Source organism: Mesorhizobium sp. M0244, assembly GCF_040321795.1.
In the GTDB taxonomy this organism is placed as follows: domain Bacteria; phylum Pseudomonadota; class Alphaproteobacteria; order Rhizobiales; family Rhizobiaceae; genus Mesorhizobium.
In genome coordinates, this window is sequence record NZ_JAMYSE010000002.1 from 158,123 (window position 1) to 175,204 (window position 17,082).

The following is a 17,082-nucleotide window of genomic DNA, read 5'->3' on the forward strand; positions in this document are numbered from 1 at the left end:
AGGTGCCGAGCGGGATCGACGCGCATTGCCACAGCTCGGCCTGCTGGTCAAGCCGCCGACCCTACTTTGACTAGCCTCGGCGATCTCTCATCTCGACACGTCCGGCGCTGCCGAATGTCCTCAGACGATGGCCCGGTCCCAGCCGCCATAATGGGCAGCGCTGCGCGTGCCGCGCGGCAGGCTGAGCCCGACCAGCAGCGCTCCGATCGCCAGATTGGCGAGGCTCGCAGCCGCGCCGCCGGCGAGGATGAAGGGAGAGAAGGCAACCCAGGCTCCAAGCGCGATGTTCAGAAAGCGAACGGCGCGCGCCACTTCGCCCATCGCCGTAACGGCGACCATAATGATCAGGCAGCCGGTGACATGGTCGCTGAAGTAGAGCGGCGGGTTTGTGCCGAAGACAAGCGGCGTGATCATCAGCAGGGCGCCGGCGAGCGTGCTCGCGACAACGGTCCACGGGAAGTTCACACCGCCGGTGACGAAGTCCCGCGCCACAGCCGATAGCGGCCGGTCGAGATCCGGCGTCGGCGTCTGGTCCTCCGAAAGTGCCGGACCGCCGCACCAGAATGTGCGCCAGAACGGCTCTCCCGCCTGTTTCGCACGCCAAAGATACTGACAGCTCGCCAGCACCTCGTCGACCGAATAGGGGATGAGCACGACCGTGACGGCGGCCTGGACGATGCAGAGCGTGCACAGCGCTCCGATGAGCGGCGGCTGGATGATGATGAAGCCGACGCTGACCACACTGAGCGGGATGACCAGCAAGCCGAACAGCAGCACCATCCACGGCATGGTGCGCCAGCGACGGCGATCGCCGATCGCGCCGGCGAGGATGTCCAGCGCATAGGCGAAGGCGCCCAGCCCGGCATCGGCGATCGGAAAGCCCTTGGAGACCCAGGAGGTGACCACCGCCTCGCTGCCATTGCCGGCCGGCGCTTCGCCCGGATCGAAGAACGGATCCCAAAGGCCATCGATGTGGCCAAGCTGATAGGCAGCGAGATAACGCGAGACGAACAGGCCGACAAAGGCGAGGCCGATTATGGGGATGCGCTGGGTGAAGAGGGAGGGCGAATAGCTCCAGCCGAGCGGCCGGTCGTCATCGGCGGCAGGGGCACGCCGGCTGATGCCCGGCGTCGGCGGGATCATCACCGCGAACGCGACGATCAGCATGCCGGCCAGCGTGTCGGTCGCGTAGGCCCCGGCGCTGGTGGTCCAGAACAGGAGCAGCGCGAACATCACCCAAACGCCGATCATGGCCGTGATCCATTGCAGGCCGTGCCAGCGCCGGCGCATGCCGAGAAGCGTCAGCGACAGGATGGCGAGGCCGGATACGATCTCGCTGATGCCGAGCCTGCCGTCTCGCATCTCCGGCGAGGCGATCTCATGCCCGAGCGCCGGCGGAATCGGCGCCGCGGCGGGATCGAACAGGCCGAGCGTGAAGGGGCGATGCCACGAGCCACAGCCCGATCGCAATGTTGGTCAGCGGCGCCCAGAGGGTTGCGGCCCGGTGGCGTTCGGTTTCCGCCTCGACCTCGTCGTCCGAGCGCTCGAGCGGGCGCCGCAGCCTTTCGGCGGCCTGGTCGAGTTCGGGCGCGGAAGCGGCGCCCGCCGACGGTTCGAGCTTGTTCTTCTTGTACCAGTCGGTGGGGTCCGCCTTCAGCCGCCGGATCATTTGCGGCAAGGTAGCGGTCAGGCTGTGCCGCGGCTTCCAGCCAAGCAGGCGCCCGGCGCGGGAGATGTCGATCTCATAGTGGTCGTCGGCGTTCTCGATCATCCATGGCTTGATGTCGGTCTCCTGGTCGAGGATCTTCTCCTGCATCCAGGCGCCGAGCTTCGTCACCTCTTTTGGCAGGGACAGGGTCCGCCAGGTCTCGCCATGCAAGAGTCGCCCGATCTGCTTCTGCATCTCGTCGTAAGACGGCGTCCGCTCTTCGCCGATCAGCAGTACGGTCTCGTCGGGAAGCTCGTCGCGGCGGTCGACGGTGCGCACCACGGCGTCGACGAGATCGTCCAGGTGCAGGTAGGGCTGGCCGGTGGTGATGTCGCCGGTGAAGAGATAGGCGGTCGGCATGCGCTCGAAAATGCGGGCGATCTGCTGAGCGATGAAGGCCGCGTGGCAATCCTCGTCATAGACACCCGCCAGTCGCAGGATCGCAATCTTGATGTCGCCGTGCTCCTTCAGGATCAGCGTCTCGGTCTCGGCCTTCGATCTCGGATAGGCCCAGGCCGGATCGATTGGCGACTCCTCGTCGATCTTGGCGCCCTTCGCCGGGCTCGGCGCATGCACCAGCAACGTGCTCGAAAACACGAACTGCTCCGTCTCGAGCCCCCTCAGCGCGTTCAGCAGCCGGCGCGTCCCCTCGACGGTCACCGCGCCATACTTCGGATTGTCCTCGCCGGTCGTGTCGTAATAAGCCGCGAGATGGATCACCGACGCGATGCGGCCGCCGCTCCGCTCGCGCACCTCGGCCAGCGCCTTCGCCACGCTCGCGTCCGAGGTAATGTCGATCTCGATCGTCTCGACGCCGGGCAAGGGCCGCCTGGCAACATCAAGGCCGATGATGTCGTAGCGCTCCATCAGGCCGCGAGCAATCGCCTGGCCCAGAAACCCGCTGCTGCCTGTGATCAGGACGGTGGGACGGGTTTTGCCGGTCATCTCGAGGCACACTCGATTGCCTTGACCGGTCTCCTGCCGACTATTGCCGATACCAAGGCCGCGACGTTCATGTCCTGCGTGAGCTGCCACGTTCCAAGGCCCATGCAGGGCATCATGTTGCCGGAACGGAGCTCGATATCGGTCGTTCGGGCAGCCATATCGGGTTTCCTGGAGGCGAACTGCCGTCGTGAACTATGCGTGGCGTGCCCGCGTTCTGGCGGCCTTCTGCGCTGCCTGCTTCCTTCCGCGAGCGCCTTTCGTTTCGGCGGCCTTCTTCGCGGCGGCCGAGCGCGCCTCCGCCGGCCGGGGCGCGGCCGCACGCTTGGCCTGCTGCGAGAGCGCCTCGTGCGACGCCGTGCTCTTCGGCTCGTGCTCGAGCACCTTGGAGACGGCTTTCGAGACCCGCGGGCGGCGTTTCGGCCTGCGTTCGCCCTGGCCGGCCTCATAGGCGTATTCGGCGCTTTTGCGCGTGCTCTCCTTCACCTTGCCCTTTTTGGGCGGGGGCAGGTCTACGCCTGCGCGTCTCGCCTCGGAAAGCCCGATGGCGATGGCCTGCTGGGTTGAGCGTGCGCCGTGCTCACCGTGGCGGATTTTGTCGATCTCCTCGTGCACGAACTCGCCAGCCTGCGTGCTCGGCGATTTGCCCTCGCGCTTGTCCTTTCGGGCCTTCTCGATGGTTTTCTTGTCCGGCATTGCCCTTCTCCCATACAGGTTGCGGCAGCCATTCGGGTTGCGAGTGCGCGCTGTCTCTGTCCTATCGGAGGCCCTAACGCGTTGACGACGCAAATGATCCCAGAGCTGGTGATCCAAGACCCAGCCGTCAGGACGTCGACGCCGATCTCTCCGAAATCAGATGGCGCAAGAACCATCGGCTCGCGAGGTCCGCGACTTCGTCCAGGGCGCCAGGCTCTTCGAACAGATGCGTCGCGCCAGGGACGATGGCGAGCTCCTTCTCGCAGTGGAGCGCCGCCAGCGCCGAGCGGTTGAGCGCGATCACCTGCGTGTCCGCGCCTCCGACGACGAGCAAGGTCGGCGCCCGGACGTGCGGCAGGGCGAGCGCTGCAAGATCGGGCCGGCCACCACGCGAAACCACGGCCGCGGCCTGGTCGGGCCGCTCGGCCGCCGCCACCAGGGCGGCACCGGCGCCCGTACTCGCGCCGAAATAGCCAAGACGCAGCACCGACGTGTCCGGCGAGGCGCCGAGCCAGTCCGTGACGCCGACCAGCCGGTCCGCGAGCAGCCCGATATCGAAGCGCAACTCGGCCGTGACTTGGTCGATCCGCTCCTCTTCGGCCGTCAACAGGTCGACGAGGAACGTGGCGAGGTTCGCCTCGTTTAGCCGTTCGGCCACGTAGCGATTGCGCGGGCTGTGGCGGCTGCTTCCGCTGCCATGGGCGAAGAGCACAAGGCCGTGGCCATCCGGGGGCAACGACAGATTGCCCTCAAGCGTTACGCGACCCGCGGGAACACGCACGACCTGCTCGCTGAGTGAAACCCGGTCCATTCCCACCTCCGCTACGTTGATCTTTTGCTGCGCACCGAGCCGGCGGCCGCGTGCCCGGCTGATGCCTCTTCGGATAGCGGGGCCTCTTCGGATAGCGAGACCTCTTTGGAAGCAGCGGGCTTGGGCACGGATTTGGCGAGGAGCACGCGGACCTCTTCATTGCTTGTCTGTGAGAAATCCACGTACCACCGGCCGACACCGAGGAGCGGCTCCGGCGTCGTCGCGCAAACGACCTCGTCGGCGTCTGCCCGCATCGCGTCGCAAGTGTCGGGGCTGCCGACGGGAACGGCCGCGACGATACGGGCGGCGTGGCTTTTTCGAAGCGCCTTGATCCCCGCCCGCATGGTCGATCCGGTCGCAAGCCCGTCATCCACGAGGATAATGGTTTGTCCGTTCAACTGCGGTGGGGGCCGCCCGCCCCTATAGAGGTGCTCGCGGCGCAGAAGCTCTTTTTCCTCCTTTGCGGCGACCGCGTCGACGACATGTGGCGGGATCGCGAGACCGCTGACGATTTCGTCGTTCAGGACACGTACGCCGGAGGGCGCGATCGCCCCCATGGCCAGCTCCTCGTGACCGGGAACGCCGAGCTTGCGCACGATGAAGACGTCGAGCGGTGCCTTGAGTGTCTGCGCGACCTCGTAGCCGACCGGCACGCCGCCTCGGGGCAGCGCCAACACGATGACGTCGTCGCGCCCGGCAAAGCGAACGAGCTCCCCGGCGAGTCGCCGCCCGGCCTCGCGGCGATCTGAAAAGATGATAGCCATGATCTTCAATCCGCGTGCATCTGTTTTTCCCAGTGGATGTTTTTCACCAGCCTGCTTGAGCCTTGGCCAAGTCAACCAGTACGGCTAGCCTGCGGCTACTCCCGTTAGCAAGCCTGCGGCTACTCCCGTGAGCAAGCCTGCTGCGCCGGCACTATTTTGGAACTCGCTCGCTGCTTGGACGTTCCAAGAATAGTTTCGATCGCGAGGTGCCGGCACACGCATTGGCGCGGATCGAGAAGAAGACTGCAGATAGTGATCCGTACAAGCCTCGTCCGGCCACCCGGCAATCTCGCGATCCGCAGCAACGGCCGCGTTTTGGCGACTTGTTGCCTCGGCAATCAGAGAGAGGAATATCCCATGCAAGTTCAGGAGATCATGAGCCGTCGGACCGAACTGGTCGGCCCGAACACGACAATCAGGGATGCCGCCCGGAAAATGCGGGCCGACAATCTCGGGGCTCTTCCGGTCGGCGAGAATGACAGGCTGGTCGGCATGGTGACGGACCGCGACATCGTGATGCGCGGCGTCGCCGAGGAGCGCTCAGCCGGCAACACGACCGTCCGCGAGGTCATGTCCGAGCATGTCTATTGGTGTTTCGACGATGCCGATATCACCGATGCGGCGAAGATCATGGCCAAGCATCAGGTGCGGCGCCTTCCGGTGATCAACCATGACAAGCGCCTCGTCGGCGTCATTGCCCTGGCCGACCTCGGTCGGACCGATGAGGAAGCCGCCAAGATCGCACTCGAAGGCGTTTCCGAGGCGACGGACGATCCCCGGCGCTAGACACTCGCCCGCGCGGTTGCCGCCGTGCTGGCCGTTTCTCCATCGGGCTGAACGCCGCCTGCTCAGGCAGCCTTCAGTTTGGCATCTATCGCGCTTTCACTTCTATGCGGCGCGTCTTGTCCTTTGCAGCGGGGTTCTTCGGAAGCTCGACGGCCAAAACGCCGTTCTTGAAAGTGGCCTGTACCTTGTCGGCATCGACCTCCACATCCAGGGGGATGGTCCGCTGAAACCGGCCATAACTGCGTTCGCTATAGGTGCGGCCGCCAACGCCTTCCTTGTGCTCGGAACGCTTCTCGCCCGTTATGGAGAGGGTGTTGTCGCGCAGCTTGAGCTCAACGTCCTTCTGCTCGAGCCCCGGTAATTCGGCGGTAATCTTATAGGCTTGGTCTGTTTCATATACGTCGACGCTCGGCCAAAGATCGCCGGCCGTAGTCGCTTCGGCCATTGGCGCAAAGAAGTCGTCGAACAGGCGATCGATCTGCCGGTGGAATGACGTAAGCGGATCTCGTCCGGATGGATAGAGACTTCGGGATGGCGTCCAGGACGCCAAGTCACGGTTTGCCATGGTTCTTCTCCTGTTTTTCCTGTTTGCATCGCTCGCCGCCATGCAATCGGCGACAGCAAATAAAACTCGTCCACCCATGAGGATGTTCCGAGCGCCGGCCGAGAAAGGCGGGTCGAAAACCGGCGGCAAAAGCCAGCTCGAATCCCGTCAGAACGGAGCCGCCGACGACAGGGAATGTGCACCGCGGAATGCGCATCGGGGAACAACCGGCAGGCAGGACTGTTTGGTCACATCCGCCGTAATCGGATTTGAACGGAAGGAGGATTTCGATGAGCGCCACCGGACTCGACGTATTCGACAAGACACTGCAGACCACGAACATCTGGCTCGACGAGATCATGGACGAGATTGGGCCGGATCGGCAGATCGCCTGGCACGTTCTCGGAGCGGTGCTCCACGCCCTGCGGGACCGCATGCAGCCGGATGTTGCAGCCCACCTCGGCTCGCAGCTGCCGCTTCTCGTGCGCGGCGCCTACTACGACCGATATCAGCCTTCCAAAGCTCCCGAGAAGATGCGGTCGCTCGATGAGTTTCTGGCCAAGATCAAGGCGGAGCTGGAATTCACCCGTCCGGTCGATTCCAAGGATGCGTTCAGGGTCGTGTCAAAGGTGCTTGCCCGTCATGTCGGAGAGGGACAGATGCACAAGATCTGGGAATCCCTGCCAGGAGAAATCAGACGTGTCGCGGAAGCTCAGCAAGCGGCGTGAATGGCGCCCGTCCTCGAAGCGGGTTCTCGATCGTAATTCTCCTTGGGGAAATAGAGATGCCACTCACCCTTATCAGCCCGGCGTTCCCGGCAGGCGGAAAAATTCCCGAAAGGTATACGCGTGACGGCCAGAACGTCTCGCCGCCGCTGAAGTGGTCCGGTGTCCCGGATGGTGCCAAGAGCCTTGTTCTTGTCGTGCAGGATCCCGACGCGCCAAGCGGGATTTTCGGGCACTGGGCGGTGTTCAACATCCCGCCGGATGCTGGCGGACTCGCCGAGGCCGAAGACGGCAAGCCCGGCCCGTCGGCACTCAGGCAAGGCACCAACGATTTCGGCAATGCCTATTACGATGGTCCGCAGCCGCCCGTAGGGCATGGCGTCCATCATTACCATTTCCGGCTGGCCGCGCTCGATGTGCCGAGCCTCAGTGTACCGGGACAGGCGGGCGTGCATCAGGTCTGGAAGCAAGCCCAGAAACACGCATTGGAGGAGACGGAGCTGGTCGGAACCTACGAACGGCCAGGATGACGCCGGCGGCATCGGTCGCCGCCTTCACAGTGCCCGCCTTCACAATGTAATCTGGGCAAGCGGTTTTCGGGCGGGGCCGTGGATGACCGAACCGTCGGCGGCGAAGATCGAGCCGTGGCAGGGACAATCCCAAGTGTGGTCCGCGTTGTTCCAGGTTACGGTGCAGCCCTTGTGGGTGCAGGTCGCCGAAACCGTGTGGAGTGCGCCTTCGGTGTCTCTCCACGCAGCGATCTTTTCGTCACCCCTGACGATCACGCCACCCATGCCGGGCGCAATGTCGTGGACGCTCGAGACTATCGATTGACTGCGGCCGTTCTTGTGGAAGTCCTTGGGATAGGGCCGCGCCGGATCGTAGAGCTTTTGCCATGGGCTTGGGCGGGCGCAGATCAAATCCGCGATCATGCTGCCCACCGCAGTTGCGTTGGTGATGCCCCAGGCGTTGAAGCCCGTGGCAATGTGGAAGCCAGCGGCCTTGGAGGGATCGGGTTCGCCAGCGTACGGTACCCTGTCGGACGTATCGTAGTCCTCATTACACCAGTGCCACGCAAGGTCGCCGACCGGAAGGTTCTTTCTTGCCCATTTTCCCAGTTCGACAAACCGCTTCGCCACGTCGCCATCCCAGCCCGTGTCGAATTTGGGGCCAAGCGCGACCAGCAGCGGACCCTCGGCATCGCGGCCTGTGCGGATGGAATGCGTTGGATCGTCGATGCCGATGAACATGCCGTCGACAGTGAGGGGATCATCGATCCGAAATGCCATGGCGGTGTGGCAGCGCGGCTGGGTCCGGTTCGCCATGCCGATCGGGCTCTTCACCGTCATGTTGGTGGCGACGACGACGTGCTCGGCATCAACGGCGCCGCCATCGGTGGCGACGCGCCAGCGGTCTGCCTCGTCGATCGAGGTGGCGCGGCTGTTTTCGAAAATCCGACCGCCACGGGCTGTCACCGCTTCCGCCAGGCCAACCAGATACATCGTTGGATTGAACTGCGCCTGGTCGGGAAACCGTAGTGCGGCGGCCGTTTCGAAAGGCAGAGGCGCGCGGTCGAGGACCTCGGCCTCCAGCCCGACCTGGCGCGCGGCCTCTGCCTCGGCCGCAATCTTGTCGCGCCGGCTTTCGTCGCGGGTGTAGGTATAGGCGTCCTTGCTCTCAAGATCGCAGGCGATGGCGTACTCGCGAACCCAATCGCGGATCTGTTTGGCGCCGGCGGAATTCGCATCGGCATAGGTCTGCGCCAGGTCCCGGCCGAAGGTGTCGATGAGATGGCGATAGATCAGCGCGTGCTGCGTGGTGATCTTGGCCGTCGAGCGGCCGGTCACCTGGCCGCCTGTGCGCAGGGCTTCGATGACGACCACCGACCGGCCGGCCTCGCAAAGGCGAAGCGCCGTCGTCAATCCGACAATTCCTGCCCCCACGATCACGGCGTCCGCATGGATCGAGCCCTCGAGCGAGGGATAGTTCGTAGAGCTGGCGGCCGCCGCCCAACAGCTTCCCGGTTTTCCCAAGAGAGTGGCCATTTCAACCGCGTTCCTTGCGTCTCGATGCACTTCCATCGACAACCGCGCCGGCAGAGGAACGTTCCGACGATTCGGCGCTTTCAATCGTTCTCTCGCCACCCCGGGTCAGAAAAGCACCGGGAAGGTGCGAGGTGCAGGCCATGACCCAGGTGATCGCCTCGCGGTCGTATTCGTCGCCGGAGCGCCAGTCCTCGAAGAAGGCGTTCAGCCTATCGACACGCTCCGGCCAGATACCAGCGGCTTGCAGGCCGAGCGACACGCCGTAATTGGTGAAGGCGAACTTGGTATCGCGCAGCCATGGGGCGCGGCTGAAATGGCCCGGCGGGTCGACCCACATCGTTTCCAAGGTTCGCAGCGAACGCCTCGTCTGGTCCTCGGCCCATGGCTCTGCGGGAAAGAAGTGGGCGAGCCACAGCATCATGCCGAGGCCGAGATCCTGCTCGATGTCGAGGGTGCGCCAGTCGCGCTCCATCAGGTCACGCATCTGGGCGATCTCGGGCGCCAGCGCGTCCTCATCGAGCATCCGGTAAGAGACATAACCATCATAGGCGTCCATGCTGCCGAGACCGTAGCCGGGATATGGGCTGCTCAAATCCTCCTGCATCTTCCAGATCACGCCGCGGCCGGGGATCACAAAAGCCGGATGAATGTCCCGCGCCAGCGCAATGCCGCGCTTGCGGTATTGCGCCTTCAGATCGCCGAGGCGCGCCAAGGCGAACAGCCACATCGCCAGATAGTGGAAATACTGTCCGTCGCGATCCGCCGCTTCGCCGATCCTCAGTCCGCGCCGGCGGCCAAGCACACGCTCGACATCCGCCACCAGCCGCTCGGCCTCGTCCAGCCAGCGCTCTTCGCCAAGTTCCGTATAAAGCGAGACGTAGAGCACGACCCCGAAGGCGTCCGTCCAGAGATAACGCAAGCCGTTGGGCCAGATGCCTTCCGCGCGCATCCAGTCGAGTTTCCGCAGGACGTAGTCAACATCACGCAGCATCGCGCCAAAGCCCGAACTCACTGAAGCCGAACTCATGACAGAGCTGGCCGATGTCCGGTCCCATGCGACTATGAGCATGCGGCATATCGAGCATGTCTTTCCTCCGCTCCGGTTGATCTGGCCAGATATGGCGAAACGATCTGATCGGCGGCGGGTTCCTTGGCCGTTTCCGCCGGCCCGACCCGGGAACCCTCCGCCTGATCATGAGTTTCGGGTCCAGCCGCTCACTTCCGCACGGAGGAGGTTTCGTTGTCGCGTCCGATCGTGCTCTCCCTGGGTAGCATCAACGCCGACTTGCAATTCGACGTTCAGGGCTCGCTTGGCGACGGCGGCAACATGCGGGCCAGCGGCTTCGCCCAACGCGCCGGCGGCAAGGCCGCCAACGTCGCCTATTTCACCCACCGCCTCGGCGTTCCGACGAGGCTTGTCGGGCGCGTCGGCGACGACCATTTCGCCGAGAACGCAGTGGGTCCGCTAAAGGAGGCCGGGCTCGGTCTGGAGCATGTCGGCGTCGCACATGGAATCCCGACCGGCGTTGCCATGGTGGCGGTTCCGAAGGACGGCACGAAATCGATTCTGTCCGCATCGAACGCCAACATGTCCTGGGATGATGCGACCGTTGAGAACGTCGTGGCGGCCATCAGGAATGCTCCTGATCGATCGATACTGGTTGCCGACTTTGAAATTTCCTTGCCAGTCCTGAATGCCGCGTTCGCGACGGCGCGAGAGCGTGGCTTGCGAATCCTTGCCGATCCCACCTTTGCCGACCAAATCGATCGATCGCAGCTTGACCGCTTCTATGCCGTCACCCCTAACCAGCAAGAGGCTTCGGATCTGCTTGGTGTACGGATTGCCAGCAATGAGGACGCAGCCCGAGCCGCGCTCCAGCTCAATGCGCTTGGGGTCGAGATAGCATGCGTCAAGCTCGAACAGGGTGGCTGCTTTCTGGCCCTGGATCAGGACGTAATGCAAATCCTCGCCCCGCCGGTAGAGGTGGTCGACAAGACGGGTGCCGGCGATGCCTTTATCGCGGCGATGGCGGTCGCCTTGCTCGACGGCAAATCGCCCTATGACGCCGCCTGTTGGGGCGTGGCGGCATCGACCATTGCCGTCGGGAAGAAAGGCGCACAGGAGTCCTATCCGTCGATGAGAGAATTCCAGCAAATGATCGGATCGGTCGAACGTTGCAATGGACGTGAATTGGCGTAGCCGGTGTCGGGACCACGCGGCCCGAACTCATGCCGGGACTGGCCGAGCGGTACAGGAAGCGACGCGGCGCGAACAAGGCAAAAAGTGCACTGAAGATCATCTAGCCGGCTTCCTGCGCGGAGGAGGCGCAGGGGTTAGCGTGGGTTCTGCAAAGCCGAATCGGCTTTAGCCCATGGAGGTCAAGATGAAGTACTGCGGGATAGACTTGCTTGGGAAGCTGATAAGCCGATAACGCTCGAAAAAATCTGTGAGCCTATCCTGAGCCTAAGTGATGCTACCCGTCAGGTAACCTATTGAAAACGTGGTGATCCCGACAGGAATCGAACCTGTGACCTACAGATTAGGAATTTGTCAGACGGCCTTTCCTGTTGTTTCCCAATGCCGGTCGCTGTACGATTCTCTGGTTCTAAGGTGTTCAAGATGTTGCTGTTTTCGTGCTGCACGGCTATGATAGCGTAGACAAACCAGCAGATCTAGCCAGATCGAACACGACGCAATTGCCGTACTAATCCCGTACTAATTTCATGACAGACCTTCGCCTCTCCCTCACCGATCGCGCCATCGAACGTCTCCAGCCGGCGTCTTCGGGCCAATATTTTGCTCGTGACACCGATCTGCCGGGCTTCATGGTGCTTGTGGGCAAACGGCAAAAGACATTCGTTGTCCAGGGTGAGCGAAGGAAGGCGGGAAAGCGGCTTTCCGTCCGAATGAAGGTTGCTGAGGTTGGTGAAATCACGACGCGCGCGGCGCGGAAGAAGGCGAAGGATATTCTTGGCAAGATCGCCAACGGCGTTGACCCTCGCGCGTCGACGCGCAAGCAGGACAGGGATGCTGCAGCGGTTGATTTGCCATCGATTTCGAACCCCACACTGCGCATTGCCTGGGAACGCTACCGCGACGGGCATATGAAGAACAAAGGCCGAAGCGATGGGACGATCAACAACTATCGTGACCACGTCGAGCGGCTTTTGGCGGACTGGCTTGACGAGCCGCTTTCCAAGCTGGGCAATGATCCTTCCCTCGTAACCGTGCGGCATGAGAAGCTCACCAAGGACAACGGTGCCTATATCGCCAATGGTTGCATGCGAACGCTGCGCGCCGTCTACAATCATGCTCGCAAAGCCGCCCGCGCGCTCCCTGCGGACAACCCTGTCTCAGCCATAGACTGGAATGCCGAACATCGGCGCAACACCGCACTCGGGCTTTCGGATCTCGAGGAATGGTTCACCCAGCTCGCGGCCTTGAAGAATCCTGTTCGGCGGGAGTTGCATTTGTTCATGCTGCTCTCGGGCCATCGTCCGGAAGCCATCAGAAAGGCGCGGGTCGAGCATGTCGACTTTCGCGCGCGTGTCCTTCACATACCCAAGCCGAAGGGTGGCGAGGTCAAGGCATTCGACATACCGCTCTCGAACGCCATGATCCGCTGTCTGGTTCGCGTGATGCGCATTGGTCGGGCTCTCTATGCCAAACAATCGCGTGAGTGGCTCTTCCCGGCCGAGAGCGAAAGTGGTCACGTCATCGAGCACAAGGAGAAACGCAGCGATCTATCGAAATGGGGGAATGACCTGCGGCAGACGTTCCGCACAATCGCACAAGCCGCGGGCGTTGCGGAGCTGGACGTTCACCTTCTGATGAACCACTCGATCCCAGGCGTTAACGCTGGCTACATCACTCGCAACAAGCTGTTGAGCGATCACCTGCGCCAGCAGCAAGAGGCCATCTCACGTCGAATGATCGAGGCCGGTCGATCGCGCCAGAAAGAATCGAAGCGCCGCACATCCGCGTGGCACGCACTTCCAAGCAGGCGCCTGCTTTCTGAACTAGTCAGCGAGGAGGACTAGATGGTCCGAAGACATTTCCGCATTGCCACGGGCCTTGTCCGGGGCTAGCGGCTGCTTTAACTCGGACGTTCGGCGGACCAAAGTGGACTATAAGCCGACACGCCGACACGCAGACACACGGTAGTAGCGGCACATCTGCGCCGTAAGCGGCCATTCGATGTGCTGGTTCCGGATCGCTTCACGGATTGACGCCGTTGACGGAATAGGGCCCCGCTAACTAAACGCCATGCTCCTTTTGGGACCTCCTATAAGCGATGACAAAGAGTCAGCCAAAGCCGGTGCAGTATGGGGAGGGTGAAATTTATGGCTGCAGTTTCAGGGCTGGATCGTGCTCGGCACGAGCTTGGTCACCACTTCGTCGGCTACCATCTCAAGTTTGAGATGGGCGAGGTTTCGATCGAGCCCCCGCTAGGCAATCTGGTCTTCATCGGCGGTACCTCAGAGCTCGACACATCAAGGCCGATAACTTCGATGCCCGACTTGGAAAAGTGGTGCGAGGATCGGGTGAAGGTCCTGTACGCTGGCGTCATGGCCCAAGCTCTAAAGAGCGGCGTAGTGGACAACCAGGCGGCCATCGACCTTACCCAAGGCGTCAGCGGCAACGTGGATTACAAGATGGTCTCGCAGCTACTGAACCTTCTTCGTAATATCCGCTACAATGATCGCCCCCCAGCCGACGCGGAAAGCGCCATGCAGGCCGACGAGAACAAGCTTTGGAAGGACACGTCCGACTTAGTCACGAGCTACGCGCCCGAGATCGAGGGAGTGGCCATCGATCTTCTGAAGACGCTGAAACTTACAAGACAGCAATTCGAGATGCATCCCCTGGTCAAAGCTCGCTTCCCGTAAGCTTGTGAGAGGACGCCACGTGGGTACGGCCCGCTGTGATTGTCTTCAGGGATAGGACAAGGCTCGAACCCGCATGTCCTGGAATGAGCTTCATGCACTGGTATTCGGGCTGCAGCAGGCTCTGAAGGCGGCGGGCGTTGCGCAAGGCCACCGCGTGGTGGCCATGATGCCGAGCATGCCCGAAACCGCCGCCTTCATGCTGGCAACAGCCTCAATCGGTGCGATCATCATCCATGGTCGGTCGGATGCTACTCTCAATCACGGCGGCGCGCGGATCGGCACCGCCGAAATCCTTCTCCAGCGTCTCCTGTCTGTGGCCGGTTAGCCAGCGGATGGATCTCATCGACTTCAGCCTTCGTGCGCCTTTCTTCTCCGCCTTGGCCACATAATGTGGATATCCCTAGCAACGGTTGGAGACGTCAGTCTGTCGTTTCAATGCGTCGAATTTGCCTCTGGACGGGCGGCGGCGGCGACAGTTATTTCGTGATGTCGCGGGTCTGCCGTGAACCGCGGATCACTCGTCGCTGTGGCTGGAGGAGAAGCAGGATTCCCAATGACAACCAACGACGTAGAACCCAGTGCTCCAAGCCTAAAAGCGTTCGAGATTTCGCGAGAAGACCTATACGAGCGGGTCTGGGTAACTCCGATCAACCATCTGGCTGAAAAGTTCGGAGTGTCAGGCTCTTATCTTGCACGTGTTTGTGAGGCACTCAATGTACCCCGTCCGCCGGTAGGGTATTGGCAGAAAAAGGCGGTTGGGAAAGCTAAACCTCGTCCCGAGCTGCCGACTGAGCGTCCGGGTGATCAGCTGGCTTGGTCGAAGGACAAGCCCATCGCGGTACCTGTCAAAAACCGTGTCAGGCGAAAGCCAGATGGCGCGGTCATGACCAAGACCACCAGGTCGGGTCGTCACCCGATGCTGACCGGAGTGGAGGGGCACTTCCGGAAATCGCGCAACGTCGACGAGGGCGAGTTCCTGAGGCCCTATAAATACCTTCTGCCCGACGTCGTTGCCTCGGAAGCCTTCCTGGCTCGTGCGCTCGATCTTGCAAACGAGGTCTACACTGCCTTTGACAGAAAGGGATATCGCGTTCTATTCGCGCCACCCGATCAGAAGATGGGTCGCGTCCATATAGAAGAGCGTGAAGCGCCGGGGAAAGACCGCAAGTATGGGCGCTACTCCTCGGGAAGTATCTGGTCGCCACATCGGCCGACCATCACCTACATTGGATCTGTGCCCGTGGGCCTTGCGCTTACCGAGATGACCGAACGCACTACCATGCGCTATTTCGGTGGAAAGTACTTCCGCGAGGATAGCAAGGTTATAAAATCGGCCAGATCCTGGCAGCTGGCTAACTCATGGACTACCGAGCAAGACCTTCCTTGTGGGCGGTTTCGCTTGGTCGCCTATTCTCCCCTCAACGGTGTCGATTGGGTTGAGATCTGGCAAGAGACTGCGACGAGTTCGATCAGCGCGATGATCCCGGCGGTTGTCCGGAAGCTGGAAAGTTCGAAGGATGAACTTCAGGCGTTGATGACCGCCGCGGAGGAGGCTGCAGCACAGCGACAACGGGAATGGGAAGAAGCACACGAACGCTACCTTCGTGAGGAAGATCAACGGCGCGTGGAGCAGGCGAACACCGAGAGCCAGAAGCAACTTTCAGACATTATGGACAGGTGGGCGGCTGCGATGTCCGTTGAACGCTTCTTCCAAGATGCGGAGCGGCGCATGGAGGACGTGGAGAGCGAACGACGTGCCCAACTAATGGGGCGTCTCGCCCTGGCGAGAGCAATGCTCGGTACAATGGATCCCCTGGACTATCTTGAAGGCTGGCTGGCTCCCGGGGAGCGGTATAAGTCGAAATACAGTTAGAACTGAGAGGCACTGGCTGCTGCTGGCCGATCAGGCCACGCTGCTGATGACGTCGGTACCGATGCTCTGGCCGCGAAGGCGTATTGCAGCGAGCGGCTTCAATGCCAAGACCCCGCCCGCCGATCACCGGCGGGGAAATACTCCTGCGAGACAGTCGCTTGACAGTAACGTCATGATGCCAACGCTGCGGTAGCAGCGAAATCGCGGAGGTCCGGCGTCTCGTCCTCGCTCCGGCCGGGCGGTACGATTTGCCGCAAACTCTACCCAGGTCAGGGCTGTCAGATATTCTGGCGGATAACATTCTTGAACTTCGCCGCCACCTTACCAAAGCCCGGTGAGGTGCCATGGATTTCGTCGGCCCAGTCGCCGTTGTGAAGCGTGTTCCGTACATTGACGAGATATATGCGAGTTGTTGCGCTATGCCCGGCGACACTCTCCAGCATGTCATAGAGATGATCGACCAGCACCCGCATGATGTCGCGCTGCAAAGCAGGATCGGCGATGCCCTTCTGCCGCATTGGCCCGCCAAGCCATTTGTCATGTGGTGTCTCCCAGGCGGGATCCCTCATATCACCGGGAAAGCCTGCAGGGATGGCATAGTCGTAGCCGTGAATGAAAATCGGCAGATGACGAAAATCGGAATCGGACCGGATCGTCCTCACCATTTTGCGATAGTCGGTCTCAAGGTGAGCAAGCACCGAATTGAGCGCGGACATGTCAACATGCCACGCTGCATTCTTGCCAGCCACATGCTGCTTAAGGAGCTTCCAAATTACCGGATTCCCGTTGGAGTCCTCGCCGAGGATGTCGTTGCCGGCGCCAGAAAACATGTAACCCTTCACATGGTTCCGCTTCTGCGCCTGCAGGTTGTCCATGTATTCGGGGTTCTGGTTGATCATGTCATCAGCCGTATCGCCAGCGGCATCCAGGCTCCAGATAAGGTAATCGATGTCCAGGTGGTCTACGACGTCCTCGATGAGCAAAGGAAACTGGAACCAAGAATCCCCCTCGGAGACCAGGACGGGCTTGCGTACGCCGTTAGCGATCGCGTTATTGAAGGCTTGGTGGCGGCGCCAGCGCGACACCGTGTTGCCCCATTTGACCGCATTCTGGATATCAAACTGCGCTTCTGCGGTCAGCTCGACCTTGTCGGGATCCGGAACCACGCGTGGATCAAACGGACCGCTCGCCTCCGGTAAGGCCTTCAGGTACGGCGCGATTTCGGAGTCCGGGACGTCCGGATTCATGATCATCGCTTTGAAATCTCGATAGCTGAGCTTTTCCATGTCCCCCCCTTT

Annotated in this window: 15 protein-coding genes and 2 pseudogenes; 8 read left to right on the top strand and 9 right to left on the bottom strand. The window is 61.9% G+C overall.

Annotated elements, in window-relative coordinates; all coding sequences use genetic code 11:
* Nucleotides 1-120: 120 nt before the first annotated feature.
* The 4 genes and pseudogenes from NKJ08_RS03100 to NKJ08_RS03115 all read right to left on the bottom strand — a co-directional run bounded on the left by NKJ08_RS03100 (nucleotide 121) and on the right by NKJ08_RS03115 (nucleotide 4,921).
* Nucleotides 121-2,653, bottom strand: a pseudogene (locus NKJ08_RS03100) (NAD-dependent epimerase/dehydratase family protein).
* 192 nt (nucleotides 2,654-2,845) lie between these two features.
* Entirely contained in the window at nucleotides 2,846-3,346 is a 501-nt protein-coding gene (locus NKJ08_RS03105) for a DUF6496 domain-containing protein (RefSeq protein WP_352781196.1), read from the bottom strand.
* Nucleotides 3,347-3,473: 127 nt separating this feature from the next.
* The gene (locus NKJ08_RS03110) at nucleotides 3,474-4,157 is read right to left on the bottom strand and encodes a dienelactone hydrolase family protein (protein WP_352781198.1); all 684 of its coding nucleotides are present in this window, start codon (nucleotides 4,155-4,157) and stop codon (nucleotides 3,474-3,476) included.
* 11 nt (nucleotides 4,158-4,168) lie between these two features.
* Nucleotides 4,169-4,921: a phosphoribosyltransferase gene (locus NKJ08_RS03115; protein ID WP_352781200.1), complete on the bottom strand. Its 753-nt coding sequence runs from the start codon at nucleotides 4,919-4,921 to the stop codon at nucleotides 4,169-4,171.
* Between the two features lie 357 nt (nucleotides 4,922-5,278).
* Here NKJ08_RS03115 and NKJ08_RS03120 point away from each other — a divergent pair, with 357 nt between their 5' ends.
* Entirely contained in the window at nucleotides 5,279-5,707 is a 429-nt protein-coding gene (locus NKJ08_RS03120) for a CBS domain-containing protein (protein WP_023677862.1), read from the top strand.
* 85 nt (nucleotides 5,708-5,792) lie between these two features.
* Here the strand turns inward: NKJ08_RS03120 and NKJ08_RS03125 are convergent, their stop codons facing one another.
* Nucleotides 5,793-6,350 carry an Hsp20/alpha crystallin family protein gene (locus NKJ08_RS03125; RefSeq protein ID WP_352781202.1) on the bottom strand — a complete coding sequence of 186 codons (558 nt, stop codon included), beginning with the start codon at nucleotides 6,348-6,350 and terminating at the stop codon, nucleotides 5,793-5,795.
* 191 nt (nucleotides 6,351-6,541) lie between these two features.
* Here NKJ08_RS03125 and NKJ08_RS03130 point away from each other — a divergent pair, with 191 nt between their 5' ends.
* Nucleotides 6,542-6,979: a DUF2267 domain-containing protein gene (locus NKJ08_RS03130; protein ID WP_352529097.1), complete on the top strand. Its 438-nt coding sequence runs from the start codon at nucleotides 6,542-6,544 to the stop codon at nucleotides 6,977-6,979.
* Nucleotides 6,980-7,035: 56 nt separating this feature from the next.
* Complete coding sequence (locus NKJ08_RS03135; protein WP_352529095.1) at nucleotides 7,036-7,506, top strand: YbhB/YbcL family Raf kinase inhibitor-like protein; 471 nt, start codon at nucleotides 7,036-7,038, stop codon at nucleotides 7,504-7,506.
* Nucleotides 7,507-7,545: 39 nt separating this feature from the next.
* Here the strand turns inward: NKJ08_RS03135 and NKJ08_RS03140 are convergent, their stop codons facing one another.
* Together NKJ08_RS03140 and NKJ08_RS03145 are read right to left on the bottom strand one after the other, a co-directional pair.
* Complete coding sequence (locus NKJ08_RS03140; RefSeq protein ID WP_352529093.1) at nucleotides 7,546-9,021, bottom strand: FAD-dependent oxidoreductase; 1,476 nt, start codon at nucleotides 9,019-9,021, stop codon at nucleotides 7,546-7,548.
* 1 nt (nucleotide 9,022) lies between these two features.
* Nucleotides 9,023-10,012 carry a hypothetical protein gene (locus NKJ08_RS03145; protein ID WP_352529091.1) on the bottom strand — a complete coding sequence of 330 codons (990 nt, stop codon included), beginning with the start codon at nucleotides 10,010-10,012 and terminating at the stop codon, nucleotides 9,023-9,025.
* A 249-nt stretch (nucleotides 10,013-10,261) separates the two neighbouring features.
* On the opposite strand from NKJ08_RS03145, the gene NKJ08_RS03150 reads away from it, so the two are divergent.
* The 4 genes and pseudogenes from NKJ08_RS03150 to NKJ08_RS03165 all read left to right on the top strand — a co-directional run.
* The gene (locus NKJ08_RS03150; protein ID WP_352529089.1) at nucleotides 10,262-11,221 is read left to right on the top strand and encodes a PfkB family carbohydrate kinase; all 960 of its coding nucleotides are present in this window, start codon (nucleotides 10,262-10,264) and stop codon (nucleotides 11,219-11,221) included.
* 524 nt (nucleotides 11,222-11,745) lie between these two features.
* Nucleotides 11,746-13,062, top strand: coding sequence for a tyrosine-type recombinase/integrase (locus NKJ08_RS03155; RefSeq protein WP_352781205.1), 1,317 nt, complete (start codon nucleotides 11,746-11,748; stop codon nucleotides 13,060-13,062).
* A gap of 303 nt (nucleotides 13,063-13,365) precedes the next feature.
* Nucleotides 13,366-13,911, top strand: a complete 546-nt coding sequence (locus NKJ08_RS03160) for a hypothetical protein (RefSeq protein WP_352781207.1) — start codon at nucleotides 13,366-13,368, stop codon at nucleotides 13,909-13,911.
* Nucleotides 13,912-13,966: 55 nt separating this feature from the next.
* Nucleotides 13,967-14,137, top strand: a pseudogene (locus tag NKJ08_RS03165) (AMP-binding protein); the annotation flags it as partial.
* Here NKJ08_RS03165 and NKJ08_RS03170 read toward each other — a convergent pair.
* Nucleotides 14,123-14,296, bottom strand: coding sequence for a hypothetical protein (locus NKJ08_RS03170; protein ID WP_352781209.1), 174 nt, complete (start codon nucleotides 14,294-14,296; stop codon nucleotides 14,123-14,125). The pseudogene NKJ08_RS03165 and the gene NKJ08_RS03170 overlap by 15 nt on opposite strands.
* Nucleotides 14,297-14,464: 168 nt before the next feature.
* Here NKJ08_RS03170 and NKJ08_RS03175 point away from each other — a divergent pair, with 168 nt between their 5' ends.
* On the top strand, nucleotides 14,465-15,784 hold the full coding sequence (locus NKJ08_RS03175; protein WP_352781210.1) for a hypothetical protein: 1,320 nt from the start codon (nucleotides 14,465-14,467) through the stop codon (nucleotides 15,782-15,784).
* A 278-nt stretch (nucleotides 15,785-16,062) separates the two neighbouring features.
* Here NKJ08_RS03175 and NKJ08_RS03180 read toward each other — a convergent pair whose 3' ends face one another.
* A complete protein-coding gene (locus tag NKJ08_RS03180) occupies nucleotides 16,063-17,070 on the bottom strand; it encodes a hypothetical protein (protein WP_352781211.1) in 1,008 nt (335 codons plus the stop codon).
* Nucleotides 17,071-17,082 lie beyond the last annotated feature (12 nt).